This window comes from Halorussus limi (genome assembly GCF_023238205.1).
Lineage (GTDB): Archaea > Halobacteriota > Halobacteria > Halobacteriales > Haladaptataceae > Halorussus > Halorussus limi.
This window is the reverse complement of sequence record NZ_CP096659.1, coordinates 574,627-599,102: the sequence shown is the minus strand read 5'-3', so window position 1 is coordinate 599,102 and position 24,476 is coordinate 574,627. Positions and strand designations below refer to the sequence as shown.

At 68.0% G+C, this 24,476-nt stretch carries 25 protein-coding genes; 9 read left to right on the top strand and 16 right to left on the bottom strand.

What is annotated here, in order from left to right:
- Window positions 1-4: 4 nt before the first annotated feature.
- From M0R89_RS03170 to M0R89_RS03160, 3 genes are read right to left on the bottom strand one after another with little or no spacing between them, the layout of a single operon-like run.
- Complete coding sequence (locus M0R89_RS03170; protein ID WP_248651120.1) at window positions 5-628, bottom strand: class I SAM-dependent methyltransferase; 624 nt, start codon at window positions 626-628, stop codon at window positions 5-7.
- On the bottom strand, window positions 625-1,845 hold the full coding sequence (locus M0R89_RS23535) for a sensor histidine kinase (RefSeq protein ID WP_248651119.1): 1,221 nt from the start codon (window positions 1,843-1,845) through the stop codon (window positions 625-627). The genes M0R89_RS03170 and M0R89_RS23535 overlap by 4 nt, the downstream gene beginning before the upstream one ends.
- Before the next feature lie 48 nt (window positions 1,846-1,893).
- Window positions 1,894-2,589: an MBL fold metallo-hydrolase gene (locus tag M0R89_RS03160; protein ID WP_248651118.1), complete on the bottom strand. Its 696-nt coding sequence runs from the start codon at window positions 2,587-2,589 to the stop codon at window positions 1,894-1,896.
- A gap of 136 nt (window positions 2,590-2,725) precedes the next feature.
- On the opposite strand from M0R89_RS03160, the gene M0R89_RS03155 reads away from it, so the two are divergent.
- The 3 genes from M0R89_RS03155 to M0R89_RS03145 all read left to right on the top strand — a co-directional run bounded on the left by M0R89_RS03155 (window position 2,726) and on the right by M0R89_RS03145 (window position 4,755).
- Window positions 2,726-2,944 carry a DUF8142 family protein gene (locus tag M0R89_RS03155; protein ID WP_248651117.1) on the top strand — a complete coding sequence of 73 codons (219 nt, stop codon included), beginning with the start codon at window positions 2,726-2,728 and terminating at the stop codon, window positions 2,942-2,944.
- Between the two features lie 575 nt (window positions 2,945-3,519).
- Window positions 3,520-3,837 carry a cupin domain-containing protein gene (locus tag M0R89_RS03150; RefSeq protein ID WP_248651116.1) on the top strand — a complete coding sequence of 106 codons (318 nt, stop codon included), beginning with the start codon at window positions 3,520-3,522 and terminating at the stop codon, window positions 3,835-3,837.
- A gap of 459 nt (window positions 3,838-4,296) precedes the next feature.
- Entirely contained in the window at window positions 4,297-4,755 is a 459-nt protein-coding gene (locus tag M0R89_RS03145; protein WP_248651115.1) for a phosphate-starvation-inducible PsiE family protein, read from the top strand.
- A 112-nt stretch (window positions 4,756-4,867) separates the two neighbouring features.
- On the opposite strand, the gene M0R89_RS03140 is transcribed toward M0R89_RS03145, so the two are convergent.
- Together M0R89_RS03140 and ppc are read right to left on the bottom strand one after the other, a co-directional pair.
- Complete coding sequence (locus M0R89_RS03140) at window positions 4,868-5,500, bottom strand: hypothetical protein (protein WP_248651114.1); 633 nt, start codon at window positions 5,498-5,500, stop codon at window positions 4,868-4,870.
- Between the two features lie 118 nt (window positions 5,501-5,618).
- Window positions 5,619-8,312 carry a phosphoenolpyruvate carboxylase gene (gene ppc / locus M0R89_RS03135; protein ID WP_248651113.1) on the bottom strand — a complete coding sequence of 898 codons (2,694 nt, stop codon included), beginning with the start codon at window positions 8,310-8,312 and terminating at the stop codon, window positions 5,619-5,621.
- A gap of 237 nt (window positions 8,313-8,549) precedes the next feature.
- On the opposite strand from ppc, the gene M0R89_RS03130 reads away from it, so the two are divergent.
- The gene (locus M0R89_RS03130; protein WP_248651112.1) at window positions 8,550-8,933 is read left to right on the top strand and encodes a DCC1-like thiol-disulfide oxidoreductase family protein; all 384 of its coding nucleotides are present in this window, start codon (window positions 8,550-8,552) and stop codon (window positions 8,931-8,933) included.
- A gap of 19 nt (window positions 8,934-8,952) precedes the next feature.
- On the opposite strand, the gene M0R89_RS03125 is transcribed toward M0R89_RS03130, so the two are convergent.
- The 4 genes from M0R89_RS03125 to M0R89_RS03110 form a co-directional block, all read right to left on the bottom strand.
- Window positions 8,953-9,282 (bottom strand): transcription factor S, encoded by a 330-nt coding sequence (locus M0R89_RS03125; protein ID WP_248651111.1) that lies wholly within the window; start codon window positions 9,280-9,282, stop codon window positions 8,953-8,955.
- A 94-nt stretch (window positions 9,283-9,376) separates the two neighbouring features.
- The gene (locus M0R89_RS03120; RefSeq protein WP_248651110.1) at window positions 9,377-9,892 is read right to left on the bottom strand and encodes a DedA family protein; all 516 of its coding nucleotides are present in this window, start codon (window positions 9,890-9,892) and stop codon (window positions 9,377-9,379) included.
- Window positions 9,893-9,929: 37 nt separating this feature from the next.
- Window positions 9,930-10,634 carry a DUF8135 domain-containing protein gene (locus M0R89_RS03115; protein WP_248651109.1) on the bottom strand — a complete coding sequence of 235 codons (705 nt, stop codon included), beginning with the start codon at window positions 10,632-10,634 and terminating at the stop codon, window positions 9,930-9,932.
- A complete protein-coding gene (locus tag M0R89_RS03110; protein WP_248651108.1) occupies window positions 10,631-11,536 on the bottom strand; it encodes a hypothetical protein in 906 nt (301 codons plus the stop codon). Before M0R89_RS03110 ends, M0R89_RS03115 begins: the two co-directional genes overlap by 4 nt.
- Window positions 11,537-11,728: 192 nt before the next feature.
- On the opposite strand from M0R89_RS03110, the gene M0R89_RS03105 reads away from it, so the two are divergent.
- Window positions 11,729-12,436: an HAD family hydrolase gene (locus M0R89_RS03105; protein WP_248651107.1), complete on the top strand. Its 708-nt coding sequence runs from the start codon at window positions 11,729-11,731 to the stop codon at window positions 12,434-12,436.
- On the opposite strand, the gene M0R89_RS03100 is transcribed toward M0R89_RS03105, so the two are convergent.
- The 6 genes from M0R89_RS03100 to M0R89_RS03075 all read right to left on the bottom strand — a co-directional run bounded on the left by M0R89_RS03100 (window position 12,437) and on the right by M0R89_RS03075 (window position 18,149).
- On the bottom strand, window positions 12,437-12,787 hold the full coding sequence (locus M0R89_RS03100; protein ID WP_248651106.1) for a hypothetical protein: 351 nt from the start codon (window positions 12,785-12,787) through the stop codon (window positions 12,437-12,439).
- A gap of 43 nt (window positions 12,788-12,830) precedes the next feature.
- Window positions 12,831-13,151 (bottom strand): hypothetical protein, encoded by a 321-nt coding sequence (locus M0R89_RS03095; protein ID WP_248651105.1) that lies wholly within the window; start codon window positions 13,149-13,151, stop codon window positions 12,831-12,833.
- Window position 13,152: 1 nt separating this feature from the next.
- Window positions 13,153-14,793, bottom strand: coding sequence for a GTPBP1 family GTP-binding protein (locus tag M0R89_RS03090; RefSeq protein WP_248651104.1), 1,641 nt, complete (start codon window positions 14,791-14,793; stop codon window positions 13,153-13,155).
- A gap of 124 nt (window positions 14,794-14,917) precedes the next feature.
- Complete coding sequence (locus M0R89_RS03085; protein WP_248651103.1) at window positions 14,918-15,937, bottom strand: restriction endonuclease; 1,020 nt, start codon at window positions 15,935-15,937, stop codon at window positions 14,918-14,920.
- A 65-nt stretch (window positions 15,938-16,002) separates the two neighbouring features.
- Window positions 16,003-17,460 carry a BGTF surface domain-containing protein gene (locus M0R89_RS03080; protein WP_248651102.1) on the bottom strand — a complete coding sequence of 486 codons (1,458 nt, stop codon included), beginning with the start codon at window positions 17,458-17,460 and terminating at the stop codon, window positions 16,003-16,005.
- A 134-nt stretch (window positions 17,461-17,594) separates the two neighbouring features.
- Window positions 17,595-18,149 (bottom strand): J domain-containing protein, encoded by a 555-nt coding sequence (locus M0R89_RS03075; protein ID WP_248651101.1) that lies wholly within the window; start codon window positions 18,147-18,149, stop codon window positions 17,595-17,597.
- 221 nt (window positions 18,150-18,370) lie between these two features.
- Here M0R89_RS03075 and M0R89_RS03070 point away from each other — a divergent pair, with 221 nt between their 5' ends.
- The 4 genes from M0R89_RS03070 (at window position 18,371) to M0R89_RS03055 (ending at window position 21,843) form a co-directional block, all read left to right on the top strand.
- On the top strand, window positions 18,371-20,131 hold the full coding sequence (locus M0R89_RS03070; protein ID WP_248651100.1) for a thioredoxin domain-containing protein: 1,761 nt from the start codon (window positions 18,371-18,373) through the stop codon (window positions 20,129-20,131).
- Between the two features lie 161 nt (window positions 20,132-20,292).
- On the top strand, window positions 20,293-20,712 hold the full coding sequence (locus M0R89_RS03065) for a DUF2178 domain-containing protein (protein ID WP_497007464.1): 420 nt from the start codon (window positions 20,293-20,295) through the stop codon (window positions 20,710-20,712).
- A complete protein-coding gene (locus M0R89_RS03060; protein ID WP_248651098.1) occupies window positions 20,709-20,921 on the top strand; it encodes a helix-turn-helix transcriptional regulator in 213 nt (70 codons plus the stop codon). The genes M0R89_RS03065 and M0R89_RS03060 overlap by 4 nt, the downstream gene beginning before the upstream one ends.
- Window positions 20,922-21,030: 109 nt before the next feature.
- Window positions 21,031-21,843, top strand: coding sequence for a TrmB family transcriptional regulator (locus tag M0R89_RS03055; RefSeq protein ID WP_248651097.1), 813 nt, complete (start codon window positions 21,031-21,033; stop codon window positions 21,841-21,843).
- An 88-nt stretch (window positions 21,844-21,931) separates the two neighbouring features.
- On the opposite strand, the gene M0R89_RS03050 is transcribed toward M0R89_RS03055, so the two are convergent.
- Window positions 21,932-24,295 carry an amino acid permease gene (locus tag M0R89_RS03050; RefSeq protein ID WP_248651096.1) on the bottom strand — a complete coding sequence of 788 codons (2,364 nt, stop codon included), beginning with the start codon at window positions 24,293-24,295 and terminating at the stop codon, window positions 21,932-21,934.
- Window positions 24,296-24,476: the final 181 nt, after the last annotated feature.

The following is a 24,476-nucleotide window of genomic DNA, read 5'->3' as shown; positions in this document are numbered from 1 at the left end:
TTGCTCAGTCTTCTAATCGCGCCTCGATAAACGGTTTCTGCACCTCGTCGTCGGCCAGTTCGTCGACCACCAGCCACTCGTCTTCGACGGCGAACCCGGCGCGGTCTAACTGGTCTTTCGTCGCCTCGGCCCCGGCGATATCCCACCGCATCTCGACCCCGCTGTCGAGCCAATCGGGATTCTCCCCGGACCACTCCTCGACTCCTTCCGTCAGGAGGACGCGCCCGCCGGGCCGGAGGACGCGCGCGAACTCCTCGACGACCGTCGCGTGGTCGTCGAGCGGTACGTGAATCAGCGAGTGGAAACCGGTCGCGGCGTCGAACGCGTCGTCCCGAAACGGGAGTTTCGTCATGTCGCCTCGGACGAGCGGTGCGTCGGGAACGTTCTCGCTCGCCAGTCGCAACTGCTCGCCCGAGAAGTCGAGACCGACCGGGTCGCCGGCGTCGGCGAGTCGCCGGAGCACCGGCGTTCCCTGCCCGCATCCGGCGTCGAGGACGCGAGGCCGCTCCGGGAGGGTGTCCAGAAATCCCGCGAGTATCTCGACTCCGCGACCCCCTTGGGACCGCTCGGCGGCGTAGGTTTCGGCCATCTCGTCGTAGGCGCGACGGACTGCGTCTCTGTCGCTCATCGCGTCGATGGACTCGTTCGGCGAACGTAAGTTTCGGGGGCGTGTGGCTCGGCGTACCAAACTTCTCGGCTCCGACTGGCGAGCGATCCGGCTATGCGCGGTTCGACTCCCGTTCTGCGGTCTCCGCCTCGACGTTCTCGAACTCGAAGCGCGCACCGCCGCTCTCGCTCTCCGTGACCGTGCAGTCCCAGCCGTAGGTCTCGGCCAGTCGCGCCACGAAGGTGAGACCGAGACCGATGCCGTCCGCGTCCGTGGTGTACCCGGCGTCGAAGACGGTCCCGCGCTCGTCGGCCGGAATGCCGGGCCCGTCGTCCTCGACGTAGAAACCCGATGGGAGGTCGCCGACCCGAACGGTCACGCTCTCGTCGCCGTGTTCGACCGCGTTCCCGAACGGTCACGCTCTCGTCGCCGTGTTCGACCGCGTTCCCGAACAGGTTTTCGAGCAGGTGTCGGAGGTGAACCGGGTCCGCGCGGACGCTCCGGTCGGTCTCAACGACGAGGTTCGCCCGTCGGGCGGGTAAGTCCGCCCACGCCTCCGCGGCGATATCCCCGAGCGAGACGCGTTCACGCTCGACGCACGAATCGGTGTTCCGAGCCGTGACGAGCATAATATTTATCATCTCTTCGATGCGGTCGTGGGCGGCCTCGACCTCCGCAGCGGCGTCCTCGCCGCCCGCCGCGGCCCGCGGGAGGTATATCTGGGCGACGTTCAGCGGATTTCGGAGTTCGTGGGCGAGCATGCTGGCGAACGATTCGAGTCGGTCGTTCTGACGCTGTAGCTCGCGCTCGTGGTCCTCGGCCTCGCGGGCGCGAGAGATGGCTCTCGCCTCGTTCGCTCCGATGGCGAGACCGCCGAGATTGCCGACGGCCGCGGCGAGGACGGTCGACCAAAGCAGGTGGTTGACGTTCACGTCGGGGTCGAGCAAGAGCAGTCCCACCACCCCGAGCAACACCGCGGCCCCGCCGAGACACCACGCGACGACGCGGGGATACGCCTCCGGGCGGAGTTCGGTGTCCGGGAGACGAATCCCGCCGTAGAGGAGGACGATTCCCGGACCGCCGACCTGAACGAAGTTGAGAAGCGCCTCAGTAAGTGAGTCGCCGGCACCCACGACCGCGGCGAACCGGCCGACCGAAACGGCGACGTACAGCAGTCCGAGCGCCGATATCACGCGCCCCCAGTTCGGTCCGCCGCGGAAGTAGGGCCGGTTCACCATCACGTTTCCGGAGGTCGGGTGGCGAGTTATAGCATTCGGAGTCCGCTCCTACGTTCGGTCCGCCAACTCCCGCAGTCGCTCGCTCCCGCGGCGCATGATGGGCGTCCCGTGGCCCATCGCGGCCATCTCGAAGTCGGGCACGTCGCGGGCCAACCGCCGAACGCTCTGTGCGACCTCGTCGGTGTCGTAACTCATCGCCCACGGCGACGCTACTAGCTTCCCGTCGGTCTCGCGCACGAGATCGCCGAGAAACGCCACGCTCGGCGACTCCGCGACGTAGACCATGTGGCCCGGCGAGTGCCCCGGCGTGTGGTAAGCGGTGAAACTTCCGATTCGGTCGCCCTCCACCACCGGGCGAATCGACAGGTCCGGCACCGAGACGAGGGGGTTCGTCACGCGCTGGAGCAGGCCCTTGTGGTTGCGCACGCTCGGCTTGCGCTGGCCCGCCAGTATCTCGGCGTCGGCCCGGCCGACGTACACCGGCGCGTCGAGGCCGAGTTTCGAGAGCGCGCCGACGTGGTCCACGTCGTAGTGGGTCACGAGGACGCGGGCCACGTCCGAGACCCGATAGCCGGCCTCGTGGATGCCGTCGCGGATGTCGGCGGCGTCGCGCGGCGTTCCGGCGTCGACCAGCACGAGGTCGCCGTCGTCGTCGGCGAGGTAAGCGTTGACGCCCCCGAGGTCGAGCCACCAGACGCCCGCTTCGGTGCCGGGTTCGGCTTCGAGTTGGGTCGCAGTCGCCATATCGAGCGGTACGATACCGTACCCCAAAGCATTGTCCCCGCCGGACTCTCCGTCGGGTCGACTCCGGTCTCGCCTCCGCGGTTCGACCGCGTCGGCGAACGGACGCTTTTTGTCCGTGCGGGTTCCTCGTTCCGACATGGAGAACCGCTTCCCGTCGTCCGGGTCGATGGACCGCAAACGGGCGGCGCTGGCCGTCCTGCCGTTCCTGACGCTCGGACTGCTCGACGTCGTCCTGCTGCTCGCGTGGGGCGTCGACCCGCTCTGGGGATTCGCCATCCTCCCGCCCATCCTGTTCGTGAGCGTGCTGGCGTGGATCGCGTTCTCGACCGGATTCGTCGGCGAGCATCGCACGTAGTCGCGCCGCTCCGACGGCGTCGCCACTTTCTCGGCGGGCCCGGTCTCACTCTCCTCGACCCGCGAGTCACATCGCCGTTCTGACCGTCGTTCGAGTGCCCTGCGCTGGCGTTGAACTGTTCAAAACCGTTCACTACGGCGGTGAACGGGCCTGAACCACGTGGACGGTCCTCCCGGTTGAAGTGGGACCGACCCGTAGGAATCGATGCGGTCATTGCGACCGGCGTACTGTCGTCCCGCTCCCGACAGTGCGTTGACGACCGCAACCGCACATCCCGGCACGACGAGCGGCGACGAACACACCCGGCCGGGCCGCCCCGTCCAGCGGCCCGGTTTCCGCCAGCGCGACAGCCGACCGTTCCGCCGCCTGCTCGTCGTTCGCGACGCTCAGAGGCACACGTCCGCACCCATCGACCGCCGCACCCTTCCGGTTTCGCCCTCCACCCGGTCACACCGGCATTCGGCCACATCCAGCACGACTGCGCCACCGGACTCGGCCGCCCGCCCCGCTTTTCCGACCGTTCCGACGGACAGTCCGGACCGACTTTTAAGACCCGTCCCGCCGTCCTCCGTGGCATGGGACTCGACCGCTATTCCGACCTCGACCCGGACGAGGGGCAAGTCGTCGACGCGGAGTTGGCCGTGACCGACGACGTGCTGGTGAAGGCGTTCGCGCTCGGCCCCGGCGCGGAGCTATCGCCTCACGACCACCCCGACGCGACCAACGTCTTCCACGTCCTCGAAGGCACGGTGACCGTCGTTCAGGGTGACGACGAGGAAGCCGTCGAAGCCCCCGGCGTGGTCCTCCACGAGCGTGGGACGGTCCACGGCGCGCGCAACGAGACCGACGAGCGGGCGGTGCTGACCGCCAGTCTCTGCCCGCTCCCGTCCTGACTGGACGGGTCGAGCGGCCACAGACCGCCGACTTGACTCCGCGCGACGCCGCGGCTACCGCTGTCGGCGTGCGCCCGTCGGATTCGGCCGCAGGAACCCCTCGTTCTGGCGTCGTATTCGCTCGGCCCTCTCGGGTTAGTCGGACTGGCGGTCCCCGGCCCGACTCCGGACGACCGCGCGAAGCGTCCGGGCGGGATTGGTCCCGCCTTCGTACTTGAATCTCAGCGTCGGCGACGCCGCTCTTTGCGTCTTGAAAACATTTATACCGATTATCTAAACGCAGAGCCATTTCTAGACAATACGTAGAATCCTTAACCCTTCCTCTAGAATGCCAAGAATCGCGATTCCGGACTGGCCTGACTCGCCCGAAGGTTCGACACCGACGGCGGTCGGCGGAGCGAGCGGCCGTGCTTCGGGGGCAGAACGCACTTCCGCCGGGCCGCCGAGATACGGACACTGATGGACCGGATAGATGCTACTCGCATCACGAGTTGGCTGGAGGGGTCGGTCACGCTCCTCCAAACCGTCATCGCTGGGTTCCTTGTCGTCCTGCTCCTGCTCGGCGTGGTCAATCTCGCCATCACCATCGTCGCGTCGGTGACGACGTTCGGTGCGACCGACCCGACCGACGTGGTCTCGCTCATCAGGTCGGCCATCGACGTCGTCCTCTACCTGTTCGTCGTCGTGGAACTCTACAAGACCGTGGTGGCGTACGTCGAGACCGACAGCGTCGTCATCGCGGTGATACACGCCGGCCTCATCGCCGTCGTCCGGCAGGTGATTATATTCAAACCCGACGACTACAACCCCACCGAGGCCATCACCATCGCGGGCGTCTACGTCCTGCTACTCGCGGTCCTCCTGTTCGGGTTCTACGTGGTCCACAACGAGATAGAATCCGGGGCGGAACTGGAGTGAGTTCGGGCGGTCGTTCGCTCGGCGTATCGTGAATTTCGGTCGGGCCAACCCCCGATTGAGAATCGTTATCGCGGTCAGAATCGACCCTCGGACCGCCCGTCGGTCGCCGGAATCAGTTGCTCTCCGTGCTCTCGCCGGTGCTCACGCCGGGTCCGGTCTTGACCTCGATTCCGGGGACCTTGACGGCCTCGACGCCCAAGAGGTCGTCGGGACACTGGTGGACCCGCGAGACTATGTACGGCGTCCCCAGCGGTACCTCCGTCGGTTGCCCCTCGACGAAGATGGTGTTGCGCTCGACCAGTTGGGTCGCCCGCACGGTCGGGTTCTGACCGTAGAAACCGACCATCCGACCGGCGTTCCGCCAGTCGACGATGATTCCCTCCCAGACGTTGATGTTCTCGGGCGGCCAGTTCTCGGCGAAATTGCACTCGTCGATATCGCTCTGGTCGACGCCCTTCAACTGGTCGGGGCGCGTGTCTTTTCGGTCGGTCATGATGATTATCTTCTGGCGTATATTCCCGCCGAGTCGCTCCGGGTACGGGAATACCATGCGTCGGCCGTAGAGCGGTCGGTCTTCGCCCTCGCCGCCGTCTTGGCCGTCACCTTGGCCTAGACCGCCGCCGTCTCGGGCCGTCGCTCGGCCGGCCACGTCGCCGGCCGTCAGGTGGCCGATGCCGAACGCGCCGACCGCGCTCTTCTTCAGAAAACTGCGTCTGTCGAGGTCGAGTTCTTTCTCGTCAGTCATTTCCCCATCCCCTTGGGAGAAAGTCACCGACATCCGTAACGGTTGTTGCCGCCGCTCGACTCGACTTCTGTTCGAGTCGAACTCGTCGCCCGGCGGCCGCGGTCGGAGTCCGAGACCGCTATCCCGTGTTCTTCATCCCCGCAGCGATGCCCTTGACCGTCAGTCGGAGCGTGCGCTCTTCCTCGGGGGTCAGGTGCGACTGGGCGAGCAGTTTCGTCTGGAGCAGGTTCAGCGGGTCCACGTAGGGGTTCCGTCGCTCAAGACTCTCCTCTAACCACTCGCGGGTCAGCAGGCCGTCGCGGTCGGCGATTCGGGTCACGAGTTCGACCGCGCGCTCGTACTCGGATTCGATGCGCGGGAAGAACTGCTCGCGGCGGTCGGCGGGCGCGAGTTGGGCGTACTCGGCCGCGATGTCGAGGTCGGTCCGGGCCAGCGCCAGCGCGGCGTTGTCCACCATCGTCCGGAAGAACGGCCACTCGGCGTACATCTCGCGGAGGGTCTCGGGGTCGCCGCCCGCGTCGAGGTAGGCGTCCAACCCGGACGCCAGCGAGTACCACCCCGGCAGGATACACCGGGCCTGCGTCCACGAGAACACCCACGGAATCGCCCGCAGGTCCTCGACCGTGCGCTCGCCCGACCGCGAGGCGGGGCGCGACCCGAGGTTGAGTTCCTCGATGACCTCGATGGGGGTCGCGTCCTCGAAGTAGGAGACGAACCCCTCGGTCTCGAGCAGGTCCCGGTACGCCTCGCGGGCGGCGTCGGCGGCGGTCTCCATCGCCTCGGCCCACTCGTCGGGCACGTCCTCGACCGGTTCCCGGACGGCCTCGTGGCGCGCCCGAATCTGGGCGTTGAGCATCTGTTCGAGGTTTCGCTCGGCGATTTTGGGGTTGGCGTACTTCTCGGCGATGGCCTCGCCCTGCTCGGTGAACTTGACCTCGCCCGTCACCGTCTCGTTGGGAAGCGCGAGCAGGGCGTCGTTCATCGGACCGCCGCCCCGCGAGATGGACCCGCCCCGGCCGTGGAACAGGCGGAGTCGCACGTCGTAGTCGTCGCAGATTTCCGCGAGGCGCTTCTGGTTGCGGTAGAGGCTCCAGTTGGCCGCGAGGAAGCCGTTCTCCTTGTTGGAGTCGGAGTAACCGAGCATGATTTCCTGGGTTCCGTCGCGTGCCTCCACGGCGGCCGAGTAGGCCTCGTTCTCGAACAGCGTGCCCATGATGCGCCGAGCGCCCGAGAGCGCCGACTCGGTTTCGAGCAGGGGAACCACGTCGAGGCCCGAGTAGCCCGGCAGGTCCACGATTCCGGCCTGGTCGGCGAGGAAGAGGACTTCGAGGACGTGGCTCGGTTCGTCGGTCATGCTGATGCAGTAGGTGTCGATGGCCTCGACGCCGTACTCGTCCTGCCAGTCGGCGGTCCGGTCGAAGAGCGTGAGGACGCGCTCGGTGGTGTCCGAGAGGTCGTCGGTCGCTTCGAGGTCCACGACGGGGTCGTCCTGAAGGATGGCCTCGGTCAGCGTCTCCACGCGTTCGTCCTCGTCCATCTCCTCGTAGTCGATACCCTCACGGGCCAGCGCCTCCGCGACCGCCGCGGTGTGGTTCTGCTGGTGGTCGCGCAGGTCGAGACTCGCCAGCGAGAGGCCGAAGGTGGCGACCCGCCGCCGGAACGGGTCGACCTTGTCCTCGGCGATGACCTCCGCGCCGTTGGCGCGCAGGCTCGCTGCGATGGCGTCCACGTCGGCCAGCAGTTCGTCGGCGTCGTCGTAGCCGCCGGGCCGCACGTCGCCGACTCGGTCGAGGCGCTCGCGCATCAGCTTCAGCTTCTGGCGGTAGGGTTCGTCGGGGTAGCGCTCTCGGGCCTCCTCGGCGACGCCGGGCAGGCGCTCGAGGTCGGCTTCGAGGCGCTCGCGCAGGTCGTCGCCGACCGCGACGCTCCGGTCGTCTTGGCTCAGAACGCCCGAGAGGCGCTTGCACTCCTCGCGGTAGCGCGAGACCACGACCTCGCGCTGGCGTTCGAGCGTCTCGGCGGTCACGTCGGGCGTGACGTAGGGGTTGCCGTCCCGGTCGCTCCCGGCCCACGACCGGAACTCGAAGAGTTTCGGCACGTCGAGACCGTCGAACTCCTCGCCGAGCGCGCGCTCCAGTTCGTCGTAGGCCTCGCCGACCACGTCGAACAGCGTGTTCTCGAGGTACCACTGGACGTTGAGCGCCTCGTCGGTGACTTCGGGCCTGCGCTCGCGGACCTGCGGGGTCTGCCAGAGGCTGGTCACTTCGGCTTCGAGGTCGCGCTCGACGGCCTCCTGCTCGCGGTCGGTCAGTCTGCGCTCGTCCAGCGTCTCGATGTCCTCGGCGACCGCCCGGAGTTTCGCCTTCACCGTCTTCCGGCGGGCCTCGGTCGGGTGGGCGGTGAACGTCGGTTCGACCAGCACGTCGTCCAGAACCCGCTGGACCTCCTCGGCGTCGGCGTCCTCGGCGGCCAACCGCTCGGCGGCCTCGGCCACGCTGTCGGCGAGCGGGCCGTCTTGGGACCCCTCGCGGACGGCCCGGACGCGTTCGCGCTCCTCGGCGAGGTTGATGAGTTCGAAGTAGGTCGCGAACGCGCGGGCCACGACGCCGGCGCGCTCTGGGGGCAGGTCGGCGAGGTCGGCGCGCAGGTCGTCTCGCGTGTCGGCGTCGCCCCGCCGATAGTCGATGGCCTCGGTTCGGACGGATTCGACCACCTCGAACGCCTCCGCGGAGGTCTGGGCTTCGAGTACGTCTCCGAGGAGCGCGCCGAGTTCTCGCACGTCCCGGCGCACGTCCCTGGCGTGGAGTTGCATACCACATCCTACGCGCTACGGGGGCTAAAACGTCGGGAAGGAGTGAAACTTGCCACTCGAACCCGAGTAAACAATTATCCACCTCGGCGCCGGACCCGGATAATCGGGGACACGCGCTCGCGACCCGGACCGCGACTGCCGATGTGAACAGCGACCGCCGACGCGAACCCCCGACCGCCGACGCGCCGGACGACCGATTCCAGTAGGAATTAGTTTCCGACCCCCGTTCGTCCGAATATGAGCGACGCTACTCTCGTCTTCGACGACGACTGCGGGTTCTGCACGTGGTGGGCCGACTTCTTCGAGAAGCGGTCGGACTTCGAAATCGTCGGCTTCTCGGAACTCACCGACGACCAGCGCGAGCGCCTGCCCGACGACCACGAGGAGTGTTCGCACCTGCTGGCCGACGGCGAGGTCTACTCCTGCGGCGAGTCGCTGGAGCAGGCGCTCGTCCGGTCGAACGTCGGCGAGGACCTCCGCCCGCTGGTCCGGTTCCTCGGGAACTTCGAGGACTACGAGGCGTTCCGCGAGACCGCCTACCGGGAGGTCGCCGACCGCCGGGGCGAGTTGGGCCAAATCCTCTCGAAGACGCCGCCCGCGCGGCGCGACCAGAGGGAGTAGTAGGGCCGAAACGAGTCCGTTAGCTGTACTCGCGCCAGCGGTGGCCGCACTCCTGACACTTGAAGAAGCGCGTCGGCGGTTCGTCGGCCGAACCGGTCTGCTTGATGGTGTACCACGCCTCGTCGTGGCCGCACTCGTCACAAATCACGTCGTCGGCGGTCGGTTTCCCCTCGAAGTTGGCGTCCTCGGTGGTCTCGATGACCTCGTCGCCGCTCTGCTCCTCGGTCGAGACGAACTCGGCGGCCACCTCCTCGTCCTTCTCGGTCGTATCCTGACACTCGTCGTTCGTACAGACCATCTTCGACCCCATCGACTTCATCATGGAGCCGCATTCGTCGCAGAATTGCATGCTCGGAGGTAACTGACGGGTACTGATAAGCGCCACGCTCGCCGCGTGAGAGACGGCGAACGGCGAATCGAGTCCGAGCGGTCCGGCGCTTCTCCTAGGCGACACCGGTCAGGTGGACTCCGGTCTCGACGGCCGCGGCCACGACCACGGCGAAGGCGAGCGCGCCCGCCGCCGAGTAGAGCGTGAACTTCCGGCGACCCATCCCCGCGAGACCGGCGGGGACCGAGACCACCGACCGGAGGACCGGGAGCAGGCGGCCCCAGAGGACCGAACTCTCGCCCCACCGGCGGAACCACCCGGTGGTGCGCTCCAGTCGATCCTCCGAGACGCGGAGCCATCCTCCGCGGGCGGCGAGCGCCGAGCGCCCTCGCTCGCCGAAGACGTGGTACGCGAACAGGCTCCCGGCGGTCGTGCCGACGACCACCGACGCGACGAACAGCGCGAACGTCGCGGGACCGCCGACGAGCAGGGCCGCCGCGCCCGGCACGACCACCTCGCTCGGCAGGAGCGGGAACAGCAGCGACGCCTCCAGAAACGTGAACAACGCGACCGCGAAGTAGCCGTACTGCTCGACTACTCGGAGCGCCGTCTCGCCGAGGTTCTGGAACACGGTCGTAGTTGGCGCTCCGATTGGATAGTTCGGTCGGCTAGGAGTCGGCGGCGTGCGGTTCCCCGTCGCGGTCGTCCGGGGCGTCGCCGCCCCCTGCGGTGCCGTCGCCGTCGGGAGCGTCGCCGCCTCCGACGGCGATACTGCCGATGTCCTCCTCGCCGTCCACCACCATCGGACAGCCAGCGACCCGGAAGTGGTCGGTGTCGGGCATCGCCAGAATCTCGGTGCCGTCGCGTGTGCAGGTCAGTTCCGGCGGGTCGCCGACGTGCGGACACCCGTGGCAGGTCGCCTTCGGAATCGTCCGCACGTCGCGGTCGGTCGAGGCCCCCGCGTCGGCGGCCTGCTCGGACGGGACCGCGACCGTCGTCCCGTCCTCGTCGGCGGCCAACTGCTCCCAGAGTCGCTCGCCGTCGAGGTCGCCCACCTCGACCGATTCGAAGGCGTCGGCGTCGTCGCGCGACCGGTTCCGTCGCTCGTCCACCGCCGCGGCCACGTCGGCCAGCGGACCCTCCCGCTCCGAGCGGTCCGCGCGGTCTGCGCGTTCGTCGTCCGGCACTCGGGTCGCGCGCTCGCCGGTCCGGCCGCGGACCTCCGCGGCGAGGTCCCCGAGCGGTTCGTCCCGGTCGCGTCGGTCGGCGTCGGCCCCGTCCTCTGGACCGGCCGCGGGGCGGTCGCCGCGCTCCCGGTCGTCCTTTGGTCGGCCGTTGCGGTCTCCGTCGCGCCCGTCGCGGTCGTCGCTCATCCGTCGTCCTCCGAGAGGATGTCGTCCAACGCCGCGCCGACGTCCGGTTCGTCGGCGTCCGTCACGCTCCCGAGGTCCCAGTCGGCGCGCTCGCCCTCCAGCGCGGGCGGGTCGCCGACGACGAGTTTGGCCGACCCGAACAGTCCCTGCTTTGGTTCGACGTCGTTGAAGGTGCTCGCGCAGTGGGGACACTTGGGTTCGGCGAGCAGTCCGACGTGGACCGTCTCGCGGCAGTGGCCGCAGTTCGCGCTCTCGACGCCCCGGCGGTTGGCGAGGTGTGCGAGTTCGTCGGCCGCCGCGCGGGCGGCGTGGCGCGCGGTCAGCGTTCGGGTCTGGTCGCGCAACTCCACGGTGATCTCCGCGAGCGTGGCGAGTCTGTCCTGAATGTCGTCGGTCGCGTCCGTCAGGTACTCCAGCACGTCCTCGTAGTTCTCGAACCCGGTCTCGACCCGGTCGTCGAGTTCCGACACGCTCTCGGAGAGCGCGTCGAGTTCGTCGGCGAGTCTGTCGGCGCGGTCGGCCACGCCCTCGGTTCGCTCGCGCAGGTCCGGGTGGTCGTGGTCGGCGGGCGCTTTCCCGTCGGCCTCGCGCTTGACCTGCACCACCCGGTCGCGCACGTCCTGAATCTTCTCGTCGAAGTCGTCCTCGGCGTCGGCGAGGTCGGTCTCGACCTCGGCGAGTTGGGTCTCGAACTCCTCGCGGGTCGCCGACAGGCGCTCGCCGAACTCCCGGCGGAGCGCCTCGAACGCCTCGGCGTCGGCCGCGCCCTCGGGGGCGTCGCCGCTCCGGAGGCGTGCGAGCAACTCGTCGCGGCCCACGCCCAACTCCTCGGCCTTCGCGTCGAGCCACCCCTCCAGCGAGTCGTCCGCTCCCGACGGCTCGCCGACATCTTCGCCTGCCATTCGGTCGGAATTCTCACAGCCTCAACTTAATGCTTGGCCTCCCGCACGACAAACGTTCCGCCGCTGACACCCCGGGACGGGTCGCAATCGGTCGAATCGACGCGACCCCGGCGCGCGGTCCGTTTCGTCTCGACGCGACCCTCGCGCGACCGACACAATTTTTCCCTCCGCGGTTCACGGCGCTATCGAGAAATGCCCGACAGTGCGCTCGCAGACGCGGACGCCGTCCTGTTCGACCTCGACGGGACGCTCGTGGAGTACGAACGCTCGCCCGGCCGACTGCTCGACGTCGCCTTCGAGTCGGCGGGCGTCGACTCGTTCTTCGAGGTCGGCGAGTACTTCGACCGGTTCGACGACCACCTCGCGCCCGGCGTCTCCATCGCGGAGGGCCGGTCGAACTGCTTCGCCGAAATCGCCGCGGACCGGGGTTACGAACCCGAGCGCGGCCGGAGGGTCGCCGAGGCCTTCCGCTCGGAGCGGGACCACTCCAGAGTCGAACTCCTCCCCGGCGCGACCGAGGCGCTGGACGCGCTCGCGGCCGACCACGCCCTCGGCGTCGTGACGAACGGTCCGCCGGAGATGCAGACCGCGAAACTGGAGTCGGCCGGTCTCGCCGGACACTTCGAGGCGGTCGTCTTCGCGGGCCACGACGCGGCGGCCAAACCCGACCCCGAACCGTTCGAGGTCGCGCTGGCGGAGTTGGGCGTCGAGAGCGGCCGCGCGGTCCACGTCGGCAACTCCCTGTCGTCGGACGTGGCGGGTGCCCACGCCGCGGGCCTGCGGTCGGTCTGGGTGCCCGCAGAGGGCGAGGGGACCGCGGACCCGGACCCGGAACCCCACCACTCGCTGTCGTCGCTGGACTCGCTCGCGGACACCGGAGCGTTGCCGTGGCGGCGGTGATTACCCCGACCGAGCGTCGAGCGCGAGGGCGACGAGCATCGCCGCGCCCGCCGCGACCAACAGCAGGTCGAACCAGTCGGGCGAGGCCGCGTACTCTGCTAACCCGAAGACGACCATCCCGCCGAAGAACGCCGCCTGCCAGCGCGGCGTGTCGGTCACGTCGAGGAAGACGCCGACCGCGAGCGCCCCGGTGACGTAGAGACTGCCCGCGACCGTCGTCAACGAGTCGGAGTCGCCGGACCACACGGTTCCCACCGCGGCCGCCAGCGAGACCAGAAAGAGCAGGCTGACGAAAATTCTCGCGACGAGCGTCACGTCGAATCGCGTTCGGGAGGGCGAGGGTCGGGTCACAGAGAGTCCTGCGAAGGCCAGTCGGAAAAGAGTTAGTAGCTCGTCATCTGAGGTCCAGCAGATTCGCGGCTACCATCACGACGCCCAACACCGCGAGCAGTAGCGAGAACAGGTCGCCAGTGGTGGCGTACTCGTAACCGCCCCAGAGCGCGACGCCGCCGAAGAACGCCACCTGCCAGCCCCGGGCGTCCATCGCGTCCCGGAAGACGCCACCGAACAGGAGCGCGGTCAGGTAGACCGCGAACGCCGCCGAGACGACGCCCCCGCCGGTCCGGACCGCGACGACGAGTCCGAGGGAGCTGAGGACGAACAGCGCGGCCACGAACGCCTTCGTGGCGAGGTCGACGAGTCGGTCTCGGTCCACCCTACTCGTCGCCCTCGCCGGGGTTCACGTCGGTGACGGTGCCGACGCCCTTGCTCTGACCCTCGCGGAAGACGAACCGCTGGCCCTCCTCCACGAGGTAGGGCCGGAACTTGAACCGAATCCGGGTCGACCCCGAGTCGCCCGGCAGGAGTTGGCCGCCCTCCGGGTGGAACGTCGCGGCCTCGCTCACGGTTTCGAGGTGGACGACCGGTTCGTAGCCGTCGTCGATGCGGGTCGGGTGGTTGAGGACGACCACCTCCGCCTCGAACTCCCTGACCGGTTCGGGGTCGGCGTCGGCCGGGAGCAGGACCATCCCGCGCTCGATGTCCTCCTCGCGGACGCCCTTCAGCGCGATGCCGACGATGCGGCCCGCCTTGGCCTCGTCCACCCGGTGGTAGTGCATCTCGATGGACCGGACTTCGACCTCGCGGAACGCCCCGTCGGCCATCGGTCCGAGCAGGAGTTCGTCGCCGGCCTCGACTTCGCCGGACATGATGGTGCCCGAGGCGACCGCGCCGACCCCCGTCACCGAGTACGTCCGGTCGATGTACATGCGGAAGGGCCCGGCCTGCGCGGTCGTCTTCGGGAGTCGCTCGAACAGTTCGTCGAGGTCGTCGAGACCGTCCATCGTGACCGCGCTGGTCGTCAGGACCGGGACGACGTTCTCGCTTATCTCCTCGACCGCGGCGTCGACCCCGTGGCGGTCCACCAGCAGGGGCGTCTTGTCCACGTCGCGGAGCAGGCGCTCGACCTCGCGTTCGACTTCGGCGACGCGCTCCTCGGTCACGGCGTCGGTCTTCGTGATGGCGACGACGGTCGGGAGTTCGGTCGCCAGCAGGACGCCCAGATGCTCGCGGGTCGTCTTCGTAGGGCCGTCGTCGGCGGCCACGGTCAGCAGGCCGTAGTCGAGTTTCTGGCCCACCAGCCCCCGAATCGTGGTCCGGAGCCACGGTTCGTGGCCCACGGTGTCCACGAACGAGACGAGTTTGTCCGACTCCTCGACCACTCGCGCCCGGTCGGTCTTGCGGTGGGGGTTGTCCATCCGGACCGGCCCCTCGCCGTCGAAGCCGTAGACGGCGTACGAGAGGTCCGCGGAGAGGCCCCGCTCGACCTCGTGGGGTTGCACGTCGAGGAAGCCCCGCGTACCGCCCTCGCCGTCGTCGGATTGTCCGGTGACGAGCGACCCGACCAGCGTGGACTTGCCGTGGTCGACGTGGCCGGCGGTCCCGACCACGATGTGTTCGCTGTCGGTGTCGAGCATCGCGCCCTCTCGAATCGTGGCGACGCCGACGAGACCCTCGGCCTCTCCCTCCGTGGTGACGGTGCCGTCGGTGATGCCCCACGTCTGTACGTCCTCGATGTGCGCACCGGCCTCCTCGGCAAGTAGGCTCAGTACGTCCATCGACTCCGAGAAGTCGTCGTGGTCGATTCCCGCGATGCCGCCGTCGTCGGTCACGCCCACGACGTACGTCGCTTCGCCGTCGCCCGAGAGGACCCGGTGGCGGAGTTGGGCCGCCAGACTCTCCATCCGGCCGTCGGCGAGGTGCAGTTCTCTGGTCAGTCGCTCTTTGAACTCGACGCTGCCGCCCTCCTGTTCGCCGCGGTCGAGGGCCCGTTGCAACGCGGCCCGGTTAGGGCACATACACCCGGATTAGGGCGGAATCATCAAAAGCCTTGCCCGGGTTCGTACGGCTACGTTTCTCACGTTATCGGCCGAATTTACCGGCCTCAGGATTGGTTCGTTTTCCGGAACGGGTGAAAAGTATCTATCGCTGGCTGACGTTCACCGCCAGCTTCGAATCGCGCGTGAATTCGACGGCGACGGTGCCCTCGGTCGCGTTCTGGTCGTAGATTAGCGTCCCCGAGGACCCCTCCGGCACGGTGAACACCATCCAACCGGTGTAGTAGTTGCCGGGCGACATCTCGAGGCCCATGAGTCCGTCGTGCTCGGCGAGCGGTTGGTGGCTGTAAGTCTCCCCGTTAGTCCGGAACTTAAACGACTTCTTCGTCAGGTTCACCGTGCCCTGTCCGGTGTTCTCGAACTGCATGGAGACGAGGACGAACTGCTTGCCCTGCGGCGCGGGGTAGACCTTGCCGTCGCCCTCGTCGGGGTCGATGGTGTCGGTGACGCGGGCGTTCCACGTGACGCTCAGCGTCGTCGTACTGTTCGCAGGCGAGACCGACTCGGCGGAGACCGGTCCGCCGCCGCCGAGGAACGGAATCGAGACGCCCGACAGGACGCCCACGGCCAATAGGGCGACCACGACCACGACCAGTATCGCGGGTTTCACCGGGACCGACGCGCCGCCGAACGCGCCCGAGAGTTTCGACCCCGCTCGGTCGCCGACCGCTCGCAACTGGTCCAGCGGGGAGTCGCCGCCGTCGTCGCTCGCGGCGTCGGCGCTCGAACCGCCGTCGCCGTACTCCTCGGCGAGGTCGGTCCACTCCTTCTGCTTGAGGATTCGGGCGACGCCTTCGCCGTCGAGGAGTTCGACGCCCGACCCCTGCGAGACCTTCTCGGCGTGGTCCGAGATGGTTCCCGCGGTGACGATGGCCGACTCCGAGACCTCGTACTGCTGGCAGAGCGTGGCGAACTGCTGTACCTGCTGGCCGCCGATTTCGCCGTCGGGGATGGCCCACAGCAGGCCCTCCTCGCCGCCGTTCGGTCGTTGTACCGCGACGAAGGTCCTGCCGTCGTCGTTCTTGACCTGCGTCTGCCAGCCTTGGCGCTCCCAGAGGGCCGCAACGAACTGCCCGAACTCCGACTGGTCCATTCCCTGCAACATGTTTTCACCGCGGGGGAACCGTGTTCGACCTCATATCCTCAGCCCCCGTATAAAAAACATCGCACCTACCTCCGACGGGCGGCCACCGCGCCGCCCGCCAACAGTGCGACGAGTCCGGCGACCGGGCCGAATCCGGGGACCGGGACGAGACCGCCGCCTCCGTCGGTCCCGTCACCGTCGTCGCTTCCGTTCTTGCTCGCCCGTTGAGTCAGCGGTTTCGGGGTGCCGTCGACGGGGACCTGCGTCAGGCCCGCCGCGGTCGTCTCGGTCGTGGTGGTCGTCTCGGTCGTAGTGGTCGGCGGTGCGGTGGTCGTCTCGGTCGTGACGGTGGTCGTGGTGTCCGGCGTCTCCGTGGTAGTCGTCGTCACCGCGATGGCGACCTGCCCGGGAATCTGTTTGTCCTCCAGTCGAATCTGGAAGTCCCGGCCGGGTTCGATGTCAGAGAAGTCGAACGTCGTCGAGAACGTCCGCTTCTTCGAGACGGTCAGCGTCTCGAACATGTTGAACGGCGGGATGTCGGTGTCGCGCGCCGAGAGGTTGATGGTCGCGCCGGGCGTCAGGGTCGTGGTCCCGCGAAGCGTCGTCTTCCCCTCCACCACGACCGTTTTCCCCGGGCCGTTGCGCTGCAGTTCGAATCGCCGCTCGACGACCGCGATTTCGGTCGAGACGTTCTGGTGCGTCCCGGTGAGCGGACTCTCTTTCGGGACGACGAAATCGACCCGATACCGCTGGCCCGGTTCGATACCGTGGTCGCCGGTGTCCACCGCGAGGGAGAACCCTTCCTCGTTCTCGAAGGTGATGGCGTCTTTCGCCGAGAGGGTGAACTCGTTTCTGTCCTCGTTTAGCGGCGGGTTCAGTTGCGTGAACTCGACTCGCATGAGTCCGGTGTTCGAGGGGGCCGCGGCGAGTGCGCCCTTGACGCCGGTGGCGTTGACGCGGACGAGCACCCAGTCGTCGTGGGCGACGGTTCCCCGCGGCGGGACGAAGTGCTTCCGAATGCCGTCTTTCGACTGGAACTGCTTCTCGGCGACTGCCCCCGGAGCGATGCGGGTGGTGACGCCGTAACTCCCGCGCTTCTCGAGGACCAGCGCACCGACGCCGACCTCGTTGCCGTCCTTGGTGACGTTCAGCGTGTACGTGCTGGCGGCGAGCGCCTTGTCCAGATCAGACAGTCCGAGGTCCACCACTTTCCCGCCCGAGACGGCGGCCCGCATCTCTGCGGGCGTCTCGGCCACTCCGGCCGCGTACGTGTTCAACTCGATGGTGTTGGTTCCGCCGCCGACCCGAATCTTCAGCCAGAACGCGTTCGACGGCGACCCGACGTTGACGATTCCGCCCCCGTTGGTTTTGACCGTAATCTTCGCCACGTCGCCGCGCTCCTCGTGGACGACGCTCGGTGAGAACGAGGCGCTCGACGCGGCGGCCGTACCGACCGCGCTCGGTCCGAGGGCCGGGGCGACGCTGGCGGCGAGCAGGACCGCGACGAGGGCGACCACGCGATACTGCGGGGGGTTCGCTGACATGGCGGAGCGAAAGTTAGCGACGTGTTATGACCCATCCGTAATAAATCCGATTGGTGAGAGTCGCGGCTCGCCGTCGCGGGGTTTCGGTCTCTCTCGCGCTCGTTTTCTCGGGCGTTCTTCCTGACGGACGCGGTTCAGTTCCGGTCGTTCAGCACTTCGTAGGCCTCCTTCACGCGCTTGAACTCGTCTTCGTCACCGGACTCGCGGTCCGGGTGAACCGACTTGACCTTCTGGCGGTAGGCCCGTTTGACCTCGTCGGCGTCGGCGTCCGCGTCGAGGCCGAGAACGCGATAGGCCTCCGCCGGGGTGGGTCCGGCGTTGCCGACCGTCTGGGCGCGCCGTCCGCCGCGTGCGCCGCGCCCGGTCGCCTCCCTGCGAGCGCGTCGTCCGCGGGACTCCCGGGCGCCGACCCCGCCGTCGAAGCCGCGGCGGCCGGAGAAGGAGTCGCGCGGCCCGGCACCGAACCCGCCGGTCTCGGACTCCACGCGCCGATAGCTCCCGGCCCGACCGGTCTCGACCCGGTCCCGAAGCCGACCGCTGGCGTGGTACCACACGAGGTAGGCGGACGCCGCGAACGGCACGGCGACGGCGAGCAGCGCGGGCGTGTAGACGAACGCCAGCACAAATTCGAGCGCGGCGATGCCCGCGAGGACCGCCGCCAACCCGAACAGGAGCCGGTCTTGCTGCACGCGTCCTTCTTCGTGACCCGGCATTGTAAGCGTCTCGCTCGTCTCGAATCGCGGGGTTCCGGTTCGCGGCCTGCTCCCGGTCTCGTCGGTTTCCTCGGCGGGCGAGCGGCGAGCGAGGAGCGGTGAGCGGCGCCAAACGGACGCCGAGCGGCCGGGAACAATCGTCACACAACGCCGACATAGCAAGACCCATCCCGACCCGTTCCCAACTTCGACGCATAATGAACGAAAGCGCCGAGGAGACCAAAGTCGAGTGGCGCGAATGGGGCGAGGCCGCCTTCGAGGAGGCCCGAGAGACCGACACGCCGGTCCTGCTCTCGCTGTCGGCCACGTGGTGTTCGTGGTGTCACGAGATGGACCGCGAGGCGTACAGCAACCCGATGGTCGCCGCGAACGTCAACGACTCGTTCGTACCGGTTCGCGTGGACATCGACCGCCAGCCACGGGTTCGCGAGCGGTACAACATGGGCGGGTTCCCCTCGACCGTCTTCTGCACGCCCGACGGCGACCTGCTCACGGGCGCGACCTACCTCGGCACCGACGGGATGCGACAGGTGGTCCAGCGCGTCCGGGACCTCTGGAGTCACAAGGGCGAAGACGCCGCGCGCGTCCCCCGGAGTCTCCGGGATGACCCGCCCGCCGGGGAACTCTCGCCCGAAATCGAGCGCCTCGTCGCGGGCCAGTTGGGCGACAAGTTCGACGACCAGTTCGGCGGGTGGGGCGACAGCGAGAAGTTCCCGCTCCCCCGGACCGTCGAGTTCGCGCTCAAGCGCGAACGCGAGCAGGCGCTCGGGACGCTCCAAGCGGTCAGCCAGTACCTCGGCGACGACTACGACGGCGGCTTCTTCCGGTTCGCTGAGGGGCGCGACTGGACCGAGGTCCACCACGAGAAACTGCTCTCGACCAACGCCGCGCTGGTCCGGGCGTTCGCCAACGCGTACCTCTACACCGGCGACGACGACTACCGCGACCCCGCCGAGCGCGCTATCGAGTACCTGACCACGACCCTGTGGAACGGGGACGCTTTCGCCGGGAGTCAGGCCCCAGGCGACTCGCCGGACGCGCCCGAGAGCGACTCGCCGAGCGTCGGCGAGACAGAGGGCGAACCCGAAGCGGTCGCCGACACCACCGACGCGGACTCCGCGGAGACCGACGACCCCGACTACTACGGCCTCGCGCCGAGCGACCGCGAGGCGGCCGACGCGCCCGCGGTGGACCCGACCGCGTTCGCCGACTGGAACGCGATGGCGGCCGACGCGCTCCTGACCTACCACGCCTACACGGACGACGAGCGCGCCCGGAACTACGCCGAACGCGCCCTCGACTACGTCCTGACCGAACTGGTCGAGGACGGCGAAATCGCACACTTCGACGACGGCGAGACGGACGACGAGAGCGAGTCCGGCCTGCTCGCCGACCACGCCCACCTGCTGGGCGCGCTCACGACCGCCCGGCAGGTCACGGGCGACGAGCGGTACCTCGCTGCTGCCCGCGAGGTGGCCGACTACGCGCTGGACGAGTTGCGCGACGAGGAGTCCACCGCCTTCGTCGACGGTCCCCGCGAGGGGCCCGGCCTGCTCGACCGGTCGATGCGCCCGCTCGACCACAACGCCGAAATCGCGGACGCGCTGACCGACCTCGCGCTCCTCACCGGCGAGGACCGCTACCGGGAGGCCGCCGAGGGCGCCGTCTCGGCGTTCGCCGACGCGGCCGACCGCTTCGGCGTGCAGGTCGCGTCCTACGCCACCGCCGCGGCGCGACTCTGCCGGGACCCGCTCGTCATCGAAGTCGCCGACGACGCCGGGTCGGACCTCCACCGCGCCGCGATGCGAATCGCCGACCACGAGAAGGTCGTGATTCCCGGCGCGGAGCGCGAGGGGGTAGACGCCGGGAGCGCCACAGTCGTCGTGGACGGCGAGCGCTCGGACCCGGTGACGACGCCCGAGGAACTGAGCGAGCGCGTGGCCGAACTGACCGAGTAACCGTCCCCCAATCTGGCTTTTCTCTCGGTCTCAGACGGTAAAGGCCGTTAGCGACCCGATTCCCGACCAGAGATAGATTTAAGTACGTGTGTAAAGTCTCCTTTACTGTAAAGCGTGCTTTACGACAGGCGAGATTTACACCGAAGACGAACTCAGAACCCATGACACAAAATCGTACACCAGACCGGAATCCACTCGCGAAGCAACGCAAGTACCGTCGACTGATGTTTGGCGTCTTCTTCGGCGGCGTCGCCGTCGCGTTCCTGCTGAGGGAGGTACTGGGCTACCCGCTGGTCAGCGAAGTCGTCTACTGGGCCGCCGTCCTCGGGTTCTTCGCCGTCCTGTTCGGTTCCTCGGTGACGCTGTTCGACGAGCGCGACAGGGCGCTCGAAGAGCGGGCGAGCAGGTGGACGCTCACGATACTCGCACCCGTATTAGCGATTACCGCGTCGGTGGGCCGACTCCTCCCGCGGGTCAGCGACTACGCCCTCCCGGACGCGGTATGGCCCGCTCTCTACGGCTTCATCGGCGTCTACGTGCTGTTCGCGGTCGTCTACGGCGTCCTTCGCTATCGCTCATGAAGAACGAGATTCGAGACCGTCGGGACGCCGAAGGCATCAGTCAGGCCGACCTCGCGGCGGCGGTCGGGGTGACGCGCCAGACGATAAACGCCATCGAGCGCGAGCGTTACGACCCCTCCATCGAACTCGCGTTCAAGTTGGCCGACCACTTCGACTGCCGCATCGAAGACCTGTTCGACCCGGATTTGAACGGTGACGGCGCGGAGTGACGCGCTGGCCCACCGGCTGACGTTCCGCCGACAGAGTAGTTTTCGCGCTCGACTTGTTTCAACTTGCAACAGTCCGAGAGTTTATAGGGGGTGAGCGTCTGGCCCCTACATGGCGAGTCTACGAGACCTCGGCCTCTCGGAGTACGAGGCGCGGGCCTACCGGGCGCTGTTGGACGCCGGACCGACCACCGCGAAAGAGTTGTCGCGCGCGAGCGAGGTACCGATGGGTCGCATCTACGACGTGCTGAGCAGTCTGGAGACCCACAACCTCGCGCGCTCTCAGAGCGCGAGTCGCCCCAAGAAGTACGTCGCGGTCGAACCTGAGACCGCGCTGAACCGACTGCTGGACGACAAACTCGCCGAACTCGAAGAGCAGGCCAACCAGTACGAGGAGATAGTCGACGAGTTGACCGAGGAACTCGACGCCGGCGAACCGGTCGAAGAAGGGTTCTGGACCGCCGCGGTCGGGGCCGAGGAGTCGACCGACCTGCTGGTCGAACGCCTCGACGCCGCCGACGAACAGATTGTGATGGTCGCAGGCGACTCGTCGGCCCAGTTCGACATCGGCGACGTGGGCGAACTCGTGTCTCAACACCTCGAAGCGGCGCTCGACCGGGGCGTCGAGATTTCGCTGCTCATGACGCCCGACCTCGTGGAGACGCTCCCGCCGAGCGTGGGCCAGCGGTACACCGAGACTCTCTCGGACCACCCGAAGTTCGAGGTCCGGACCGCGGAGGGGCTTCAGGGAACCTTCAACCTCATCGACGACGTGGAGGTCTGCATCGAGGTGGCCAACCCCCTGAATCCGGGCGAGGCGTTCGCCATGATAGACATGAAGGACCCCGAGTTCGCGGCGGGCGTCCGCGAGACGTTCGCTCCTCGATGGGAGGCCGCCGAACCGCTCTCGTTCGGAAGTTCTTGAGTGTTCGCGAGGTGCGAGGCTCGCTCTTCGTTCTTTACGATTTTCCCATAGCGAACGACAGTGACGGCTTCGGCACCGAAACCGACGCTCAGAACACCTTTCGAACGTACCGGCTCACGGGGAACAGCGCCTCGCTGAGGCGGTCCCTGAGGCCCGTCGGTTTCGCGTAGACGACCACGGGAACGCCGAGGTCGTTCGCGCGCTCGATGACTCGGTCCGGGGTCGAACCGAGGACCCACCGCTTGAGCAGGCGGGTGCGCGACGCGCCGATGAAGAGAGGTCCGCCGTTCTCGGCGGCCGTGTCGACCAGTCCCTCCGCCACGGTGTCGGCTTCGACCTCGTGGCTCTCGATGGACAGGTCTGCGGCGAACGCGTCGAGGGTGCGCTGGGCGTCCTCGGGCGTGCCTCCGGCGCCCGCGGGGGTCACGTTGACGACGTGAATCGCGGTCCCCGCTTCGCCGAACGCGCCGACCAGCGCGACCATCGAATCGTGGTGCGGGCCGCCGCCCGCGCCGATGGTGATGGTCTCCAGTCGGTCGAGGTCCTCGGCCTCGAATCCCTGCGTGAACAGTACGTCGCAGGGCGCGTCGTACTCGACCGTCTCGGTGACCTCGTAGTGGTCCTCGGGGTAACCCATCAGGATGAGGTCGGCGTCGTCGTTGCGCGCGGTCTGGTTGATGTCGAAGCCGATGTCCCGCGAGATGTGGCCCTCGACGGTGTACTCGGTGTCCACGTCAACGTCTTCGAGGCGCTCGACCAGTCGTTCGGCGCGCTTCTCGGCGTCCTCTTGGACCATCTCGTAGGGCGTCTGGTCCGGGATGTGGGTGACGTTGACGACTTGCAGAATCGGGTTCTCGGCGGCGGCGTTGGCGAGCGTCGCCGCGAGTTTCACGTGGACGGGTGCGCGGTTGATGCGAGCGACCGGGACGAGAATCCGGAAGCGGTCGTCGGCGTCGGCGGCCGATGCGCTCGCTGACGATGCATCGCCGGTCTCGCTCGCCTCGTCCGTCGCTTCCGCCCCCGTCGGTGCCCCCGGCCGGTTCATCGCCTCGCCGCCGCTCGTTCGGACCGGCTGTTGGCGCGCCACGGCCTCCTTGGTGAGTTCCTCCACGTCCGGCGCGCCGCCCCACGCGAGGTACGCGCCGACGAGGACGACTTCGACGGCGACGCCGATGGCGATGCCCAGCGGCGGCAGATTCGTGATGAGCGCGAGGTTGGCGACGACGCCCAGAATCGGGACCCACGGCGAGAACGGGACCTCCAGCGGCCGGTTCATGTCGGGGAACCGCCGTCGAGAGACGATGAGCGCGACGTTGACGACCGCGAGCGGGCCGAGAAGGTTGAGGTTGGCGAACCCGGTCAGCGCGTCGAGTCCGAGGTGGAGAAATCCGACGCCGCCCTCCGCGGGGAACAGCGACATGAACACGAGGACGAGCAGCGAGATGGTGGCCGTCACCGCGGTCACGCTCCAGAACGGCGTGCCGTACTCGGGGTGGATGCGGTTGAACCGCCGGGGCGCCTGTCCCTGCCGGCCCATCAGCGACCCGATGCCAGAGGCCGCCAGAATCGAGGCGTTCGACGCGCTCACCATGCTGAAGACGGCTCCGGCGACGATGAGCCACTTGCCGAAACTCCCGAGGAAGGCGGCCGCGACCTTCCCCATCGCGGTCTCGCCCTGCCGGGCGACGACCTCCGCCGGAATCGGCGAGTTGACCATGGCCACGATGACGAAGATGTAGAGGACGGTGACGGTGAGGATGCTCGCCCCGATAGCCTTCGGGACGACCCGGCGGGGTTCGATTATCTCGCCCGCGCTGGCCGCGATGGCCGAGAAGCCGAAGAAGGTGATGAACGCCACCGCCGCGATGGAGACGATGCCGCCGACGTTCGTCTTGAACTCGGTGGCGAAGGTGCCGACCGCCGCCGTCGGCCCCTCGAAGGCGAACGCGCCGCCGATGAACACGAGCAGGACCGCGACCTTCGCGGCGGTCACGAGGACCTGAAACGTCCCGCTCTCCTCGGTCCCCTGCGCGTTGAGGTAGCCCAGCAGGACGGCGGTCGTGATGGCCACGGTCCCGTGGGGAATCGGGATTCCGTGCGGGATGATGAACTGGTGGAACCACTCGCCCATCGTGGCCAGATAGAACGCGGTGGTCGCGCAGTACCCCATGAACAGCGACGCGCCGACCGCGAACAGCAACCGGTCGTCGTCGAACGTCCGCGACGAGAAGAGGTAGCCCCCGCCGTTCTCGGAGTAGATGGACGCGAACTCGGAGTACGACGCGGCGGTGATGCCCGCGATGACCGCCGCGAGGACGAACGAGATGACCGCACTGCTCCCCACCACCGCGACCGCGGTCCCGGACAGCGAGAAGATGCCCGCGGCTATCATCGTCCCCAACCCCAGCGCGAACGCGACCCGGAAACCCAAAGTACGAGTGTGCTCCGCCATGTGTCGCTCTCTTACGTCGATACCCCGTGAGTGCTAACGAACCTGTTGGCCTAGCGTCGGGATTCGGTCGGTAGACGACACCGGAAAGCGGATGTCGCACCGGGCTTCACCTCCGAAACGGTCAGCCGTCTTTGTGTATTTTCGCCGCCGCTTCCCCCGAATCGGCGGCTACACGTGCGTC

Bases quoted from the DNA above. Each gene is read 5' to 3' on its own strand.
- M0R89_RS03170 (WP_248651120.1), bottom strand. From the start codon at position 628: ATGAGCGACAGAGACGCAGTCCGTCGCGCCTACGACGAGATGGCCGAA.
- M0R89_RS23535 (WP_248651119.1), bottom strand. From the start codon at position 1,845: ATGGTGAACCGGCCCTACTTCCGCGGCGGACCGAACTGGGGGCGCGTG.
- M0R89_RS03160 (WP_248651118.1), bottom strand. From the start codon at position 2,589: ATGGCGACTGCGACCCAACTCGAAGCCGAACCCGGCACCGAAGCGGGC.
- M0R89_RS03155 (WP_248651117.1), top strand. From the start codon at position 2,726: ATGGAGAACCGCTTCCCGTCGTCCGGGTCGATGGACCGCAAACGGGCG.
- M0R89_RS03150 (WP_248651116.1), top strand. From the start codon at position 3,520: ATGGGACTCGACCGCTATTCCGACCTCGACCCGGACGAGGGGCAAGTC.
- M0R89_RS03145 (WP_248651115.1), top strand. From the start codon at position 4,297: ATGGACCGGATAGATGCTACTCGCATCACGAGTTGGCTGGAGGGGTCG.
- M0R89_RS03140 (WP_248651114.1), bottom strand. From the start codon at position 5,500: ATGACTGACGAGAAAGAACTCGACCTCGACAGACGCAGTTTTCTGAAG.
- ppc (WP_248651113.1), bottom strand. From the start codon at position 8,312: ATGCAACTCCACGCCAGGGACGTGCGCCGGGACGTGCGAGAACTCGGC.
- M0R89_RS03130 (WP_248651112.1), top strand. From the start codon at position 8,550: ATGAGCGACGCTACTCTCGTCTTCGACGACGACTGCGGGTTCTGCACG.
- M0R89_RS03125 (WP_248651111.1), bottom strand. From the start codon at position 9,282: ATGCAATTCTGCGACGAATGCGGCTCCATGATGAAGTCGATGGGGTCG.
- M0R89_RS03115 (WP_248651109.1), bottom strand. From the start codon at position 10,634: ATGAGCGACGACCGCGACGGGCGCGACGGAGACCGCAACGGCCGACCA.
- M0R89_RS03110 (WP_248651108.1), bottom strand. From the start codon at position 11,536: ATGGCAGGCGAAGATGTCGGCGAGCCGTCGGGAGCGGACGACTCGCTG.
- M0R89_RS03105 (WP_248651107.1), top strand. From the start codon at position 11,729: ATGCCCGACAGTGCGCTCGCAGACGCGGACGCCGTCCTGTTCGACCTC.
- M0R89_RS03090 (WP_248651104.1), bottom strand. From the start codon at position 14,793: ATGTGCCCTAACCGGGCCGCGTTGCAACGGGCCCTCGACCGCGGCGAA.
- M0R89_RS03085 (WP_248651103.1), bottom strand. From the start codon at position 15,937: ATGTTGCAGGGAATGGACCAGTCGGAGTTCGGGCAGTTCGTTGCGGCC.
- M0R89_RS03080 (WP_248651102.1), bottom strand. From the start codon at position 17,460: ATGTCAGCGAACCCCCCGCAGTATCGCGTGGTCGCCCTCGTCGCGGTC.
- M0R89_RS03070 (WP_248651100.1), top strand. From the start codon at position 18,371: ATGAACGAAAGCGCCGAGGAGACCAAAGTCGAGTGGCGCGAATGGGGC.
- M0R89_RS03065 (WP_497007464.1), top strand. From the start codon at position 20,293: ATGACACAAAATCGTACACCAGACCGGAATCCACTCGCGAAGCAACGC.
- M0R89_RS03060 (WP_248651098.1), top strand. From the start codon at position 20,709: ATGAAGAACGAGATTCGAGACCGTCGGGACGCCGAAGGCATCAGTCAG.
- M0R89_RS03055 (WP_248651097.1), top strand. From the start codon at position 21,031: ATGGCGAGTCTACGAGACCTCGGCCTCTCGGAGTACGAGGCGCGGGCC.
- M0R89_RS03050 (WP_248651096.1), bottom strand. From the start codon at position 24,295: ATGGCGGAGCACACTCGTACTTTGGGTTTCCGGGTCGCGTTCGCGCTG.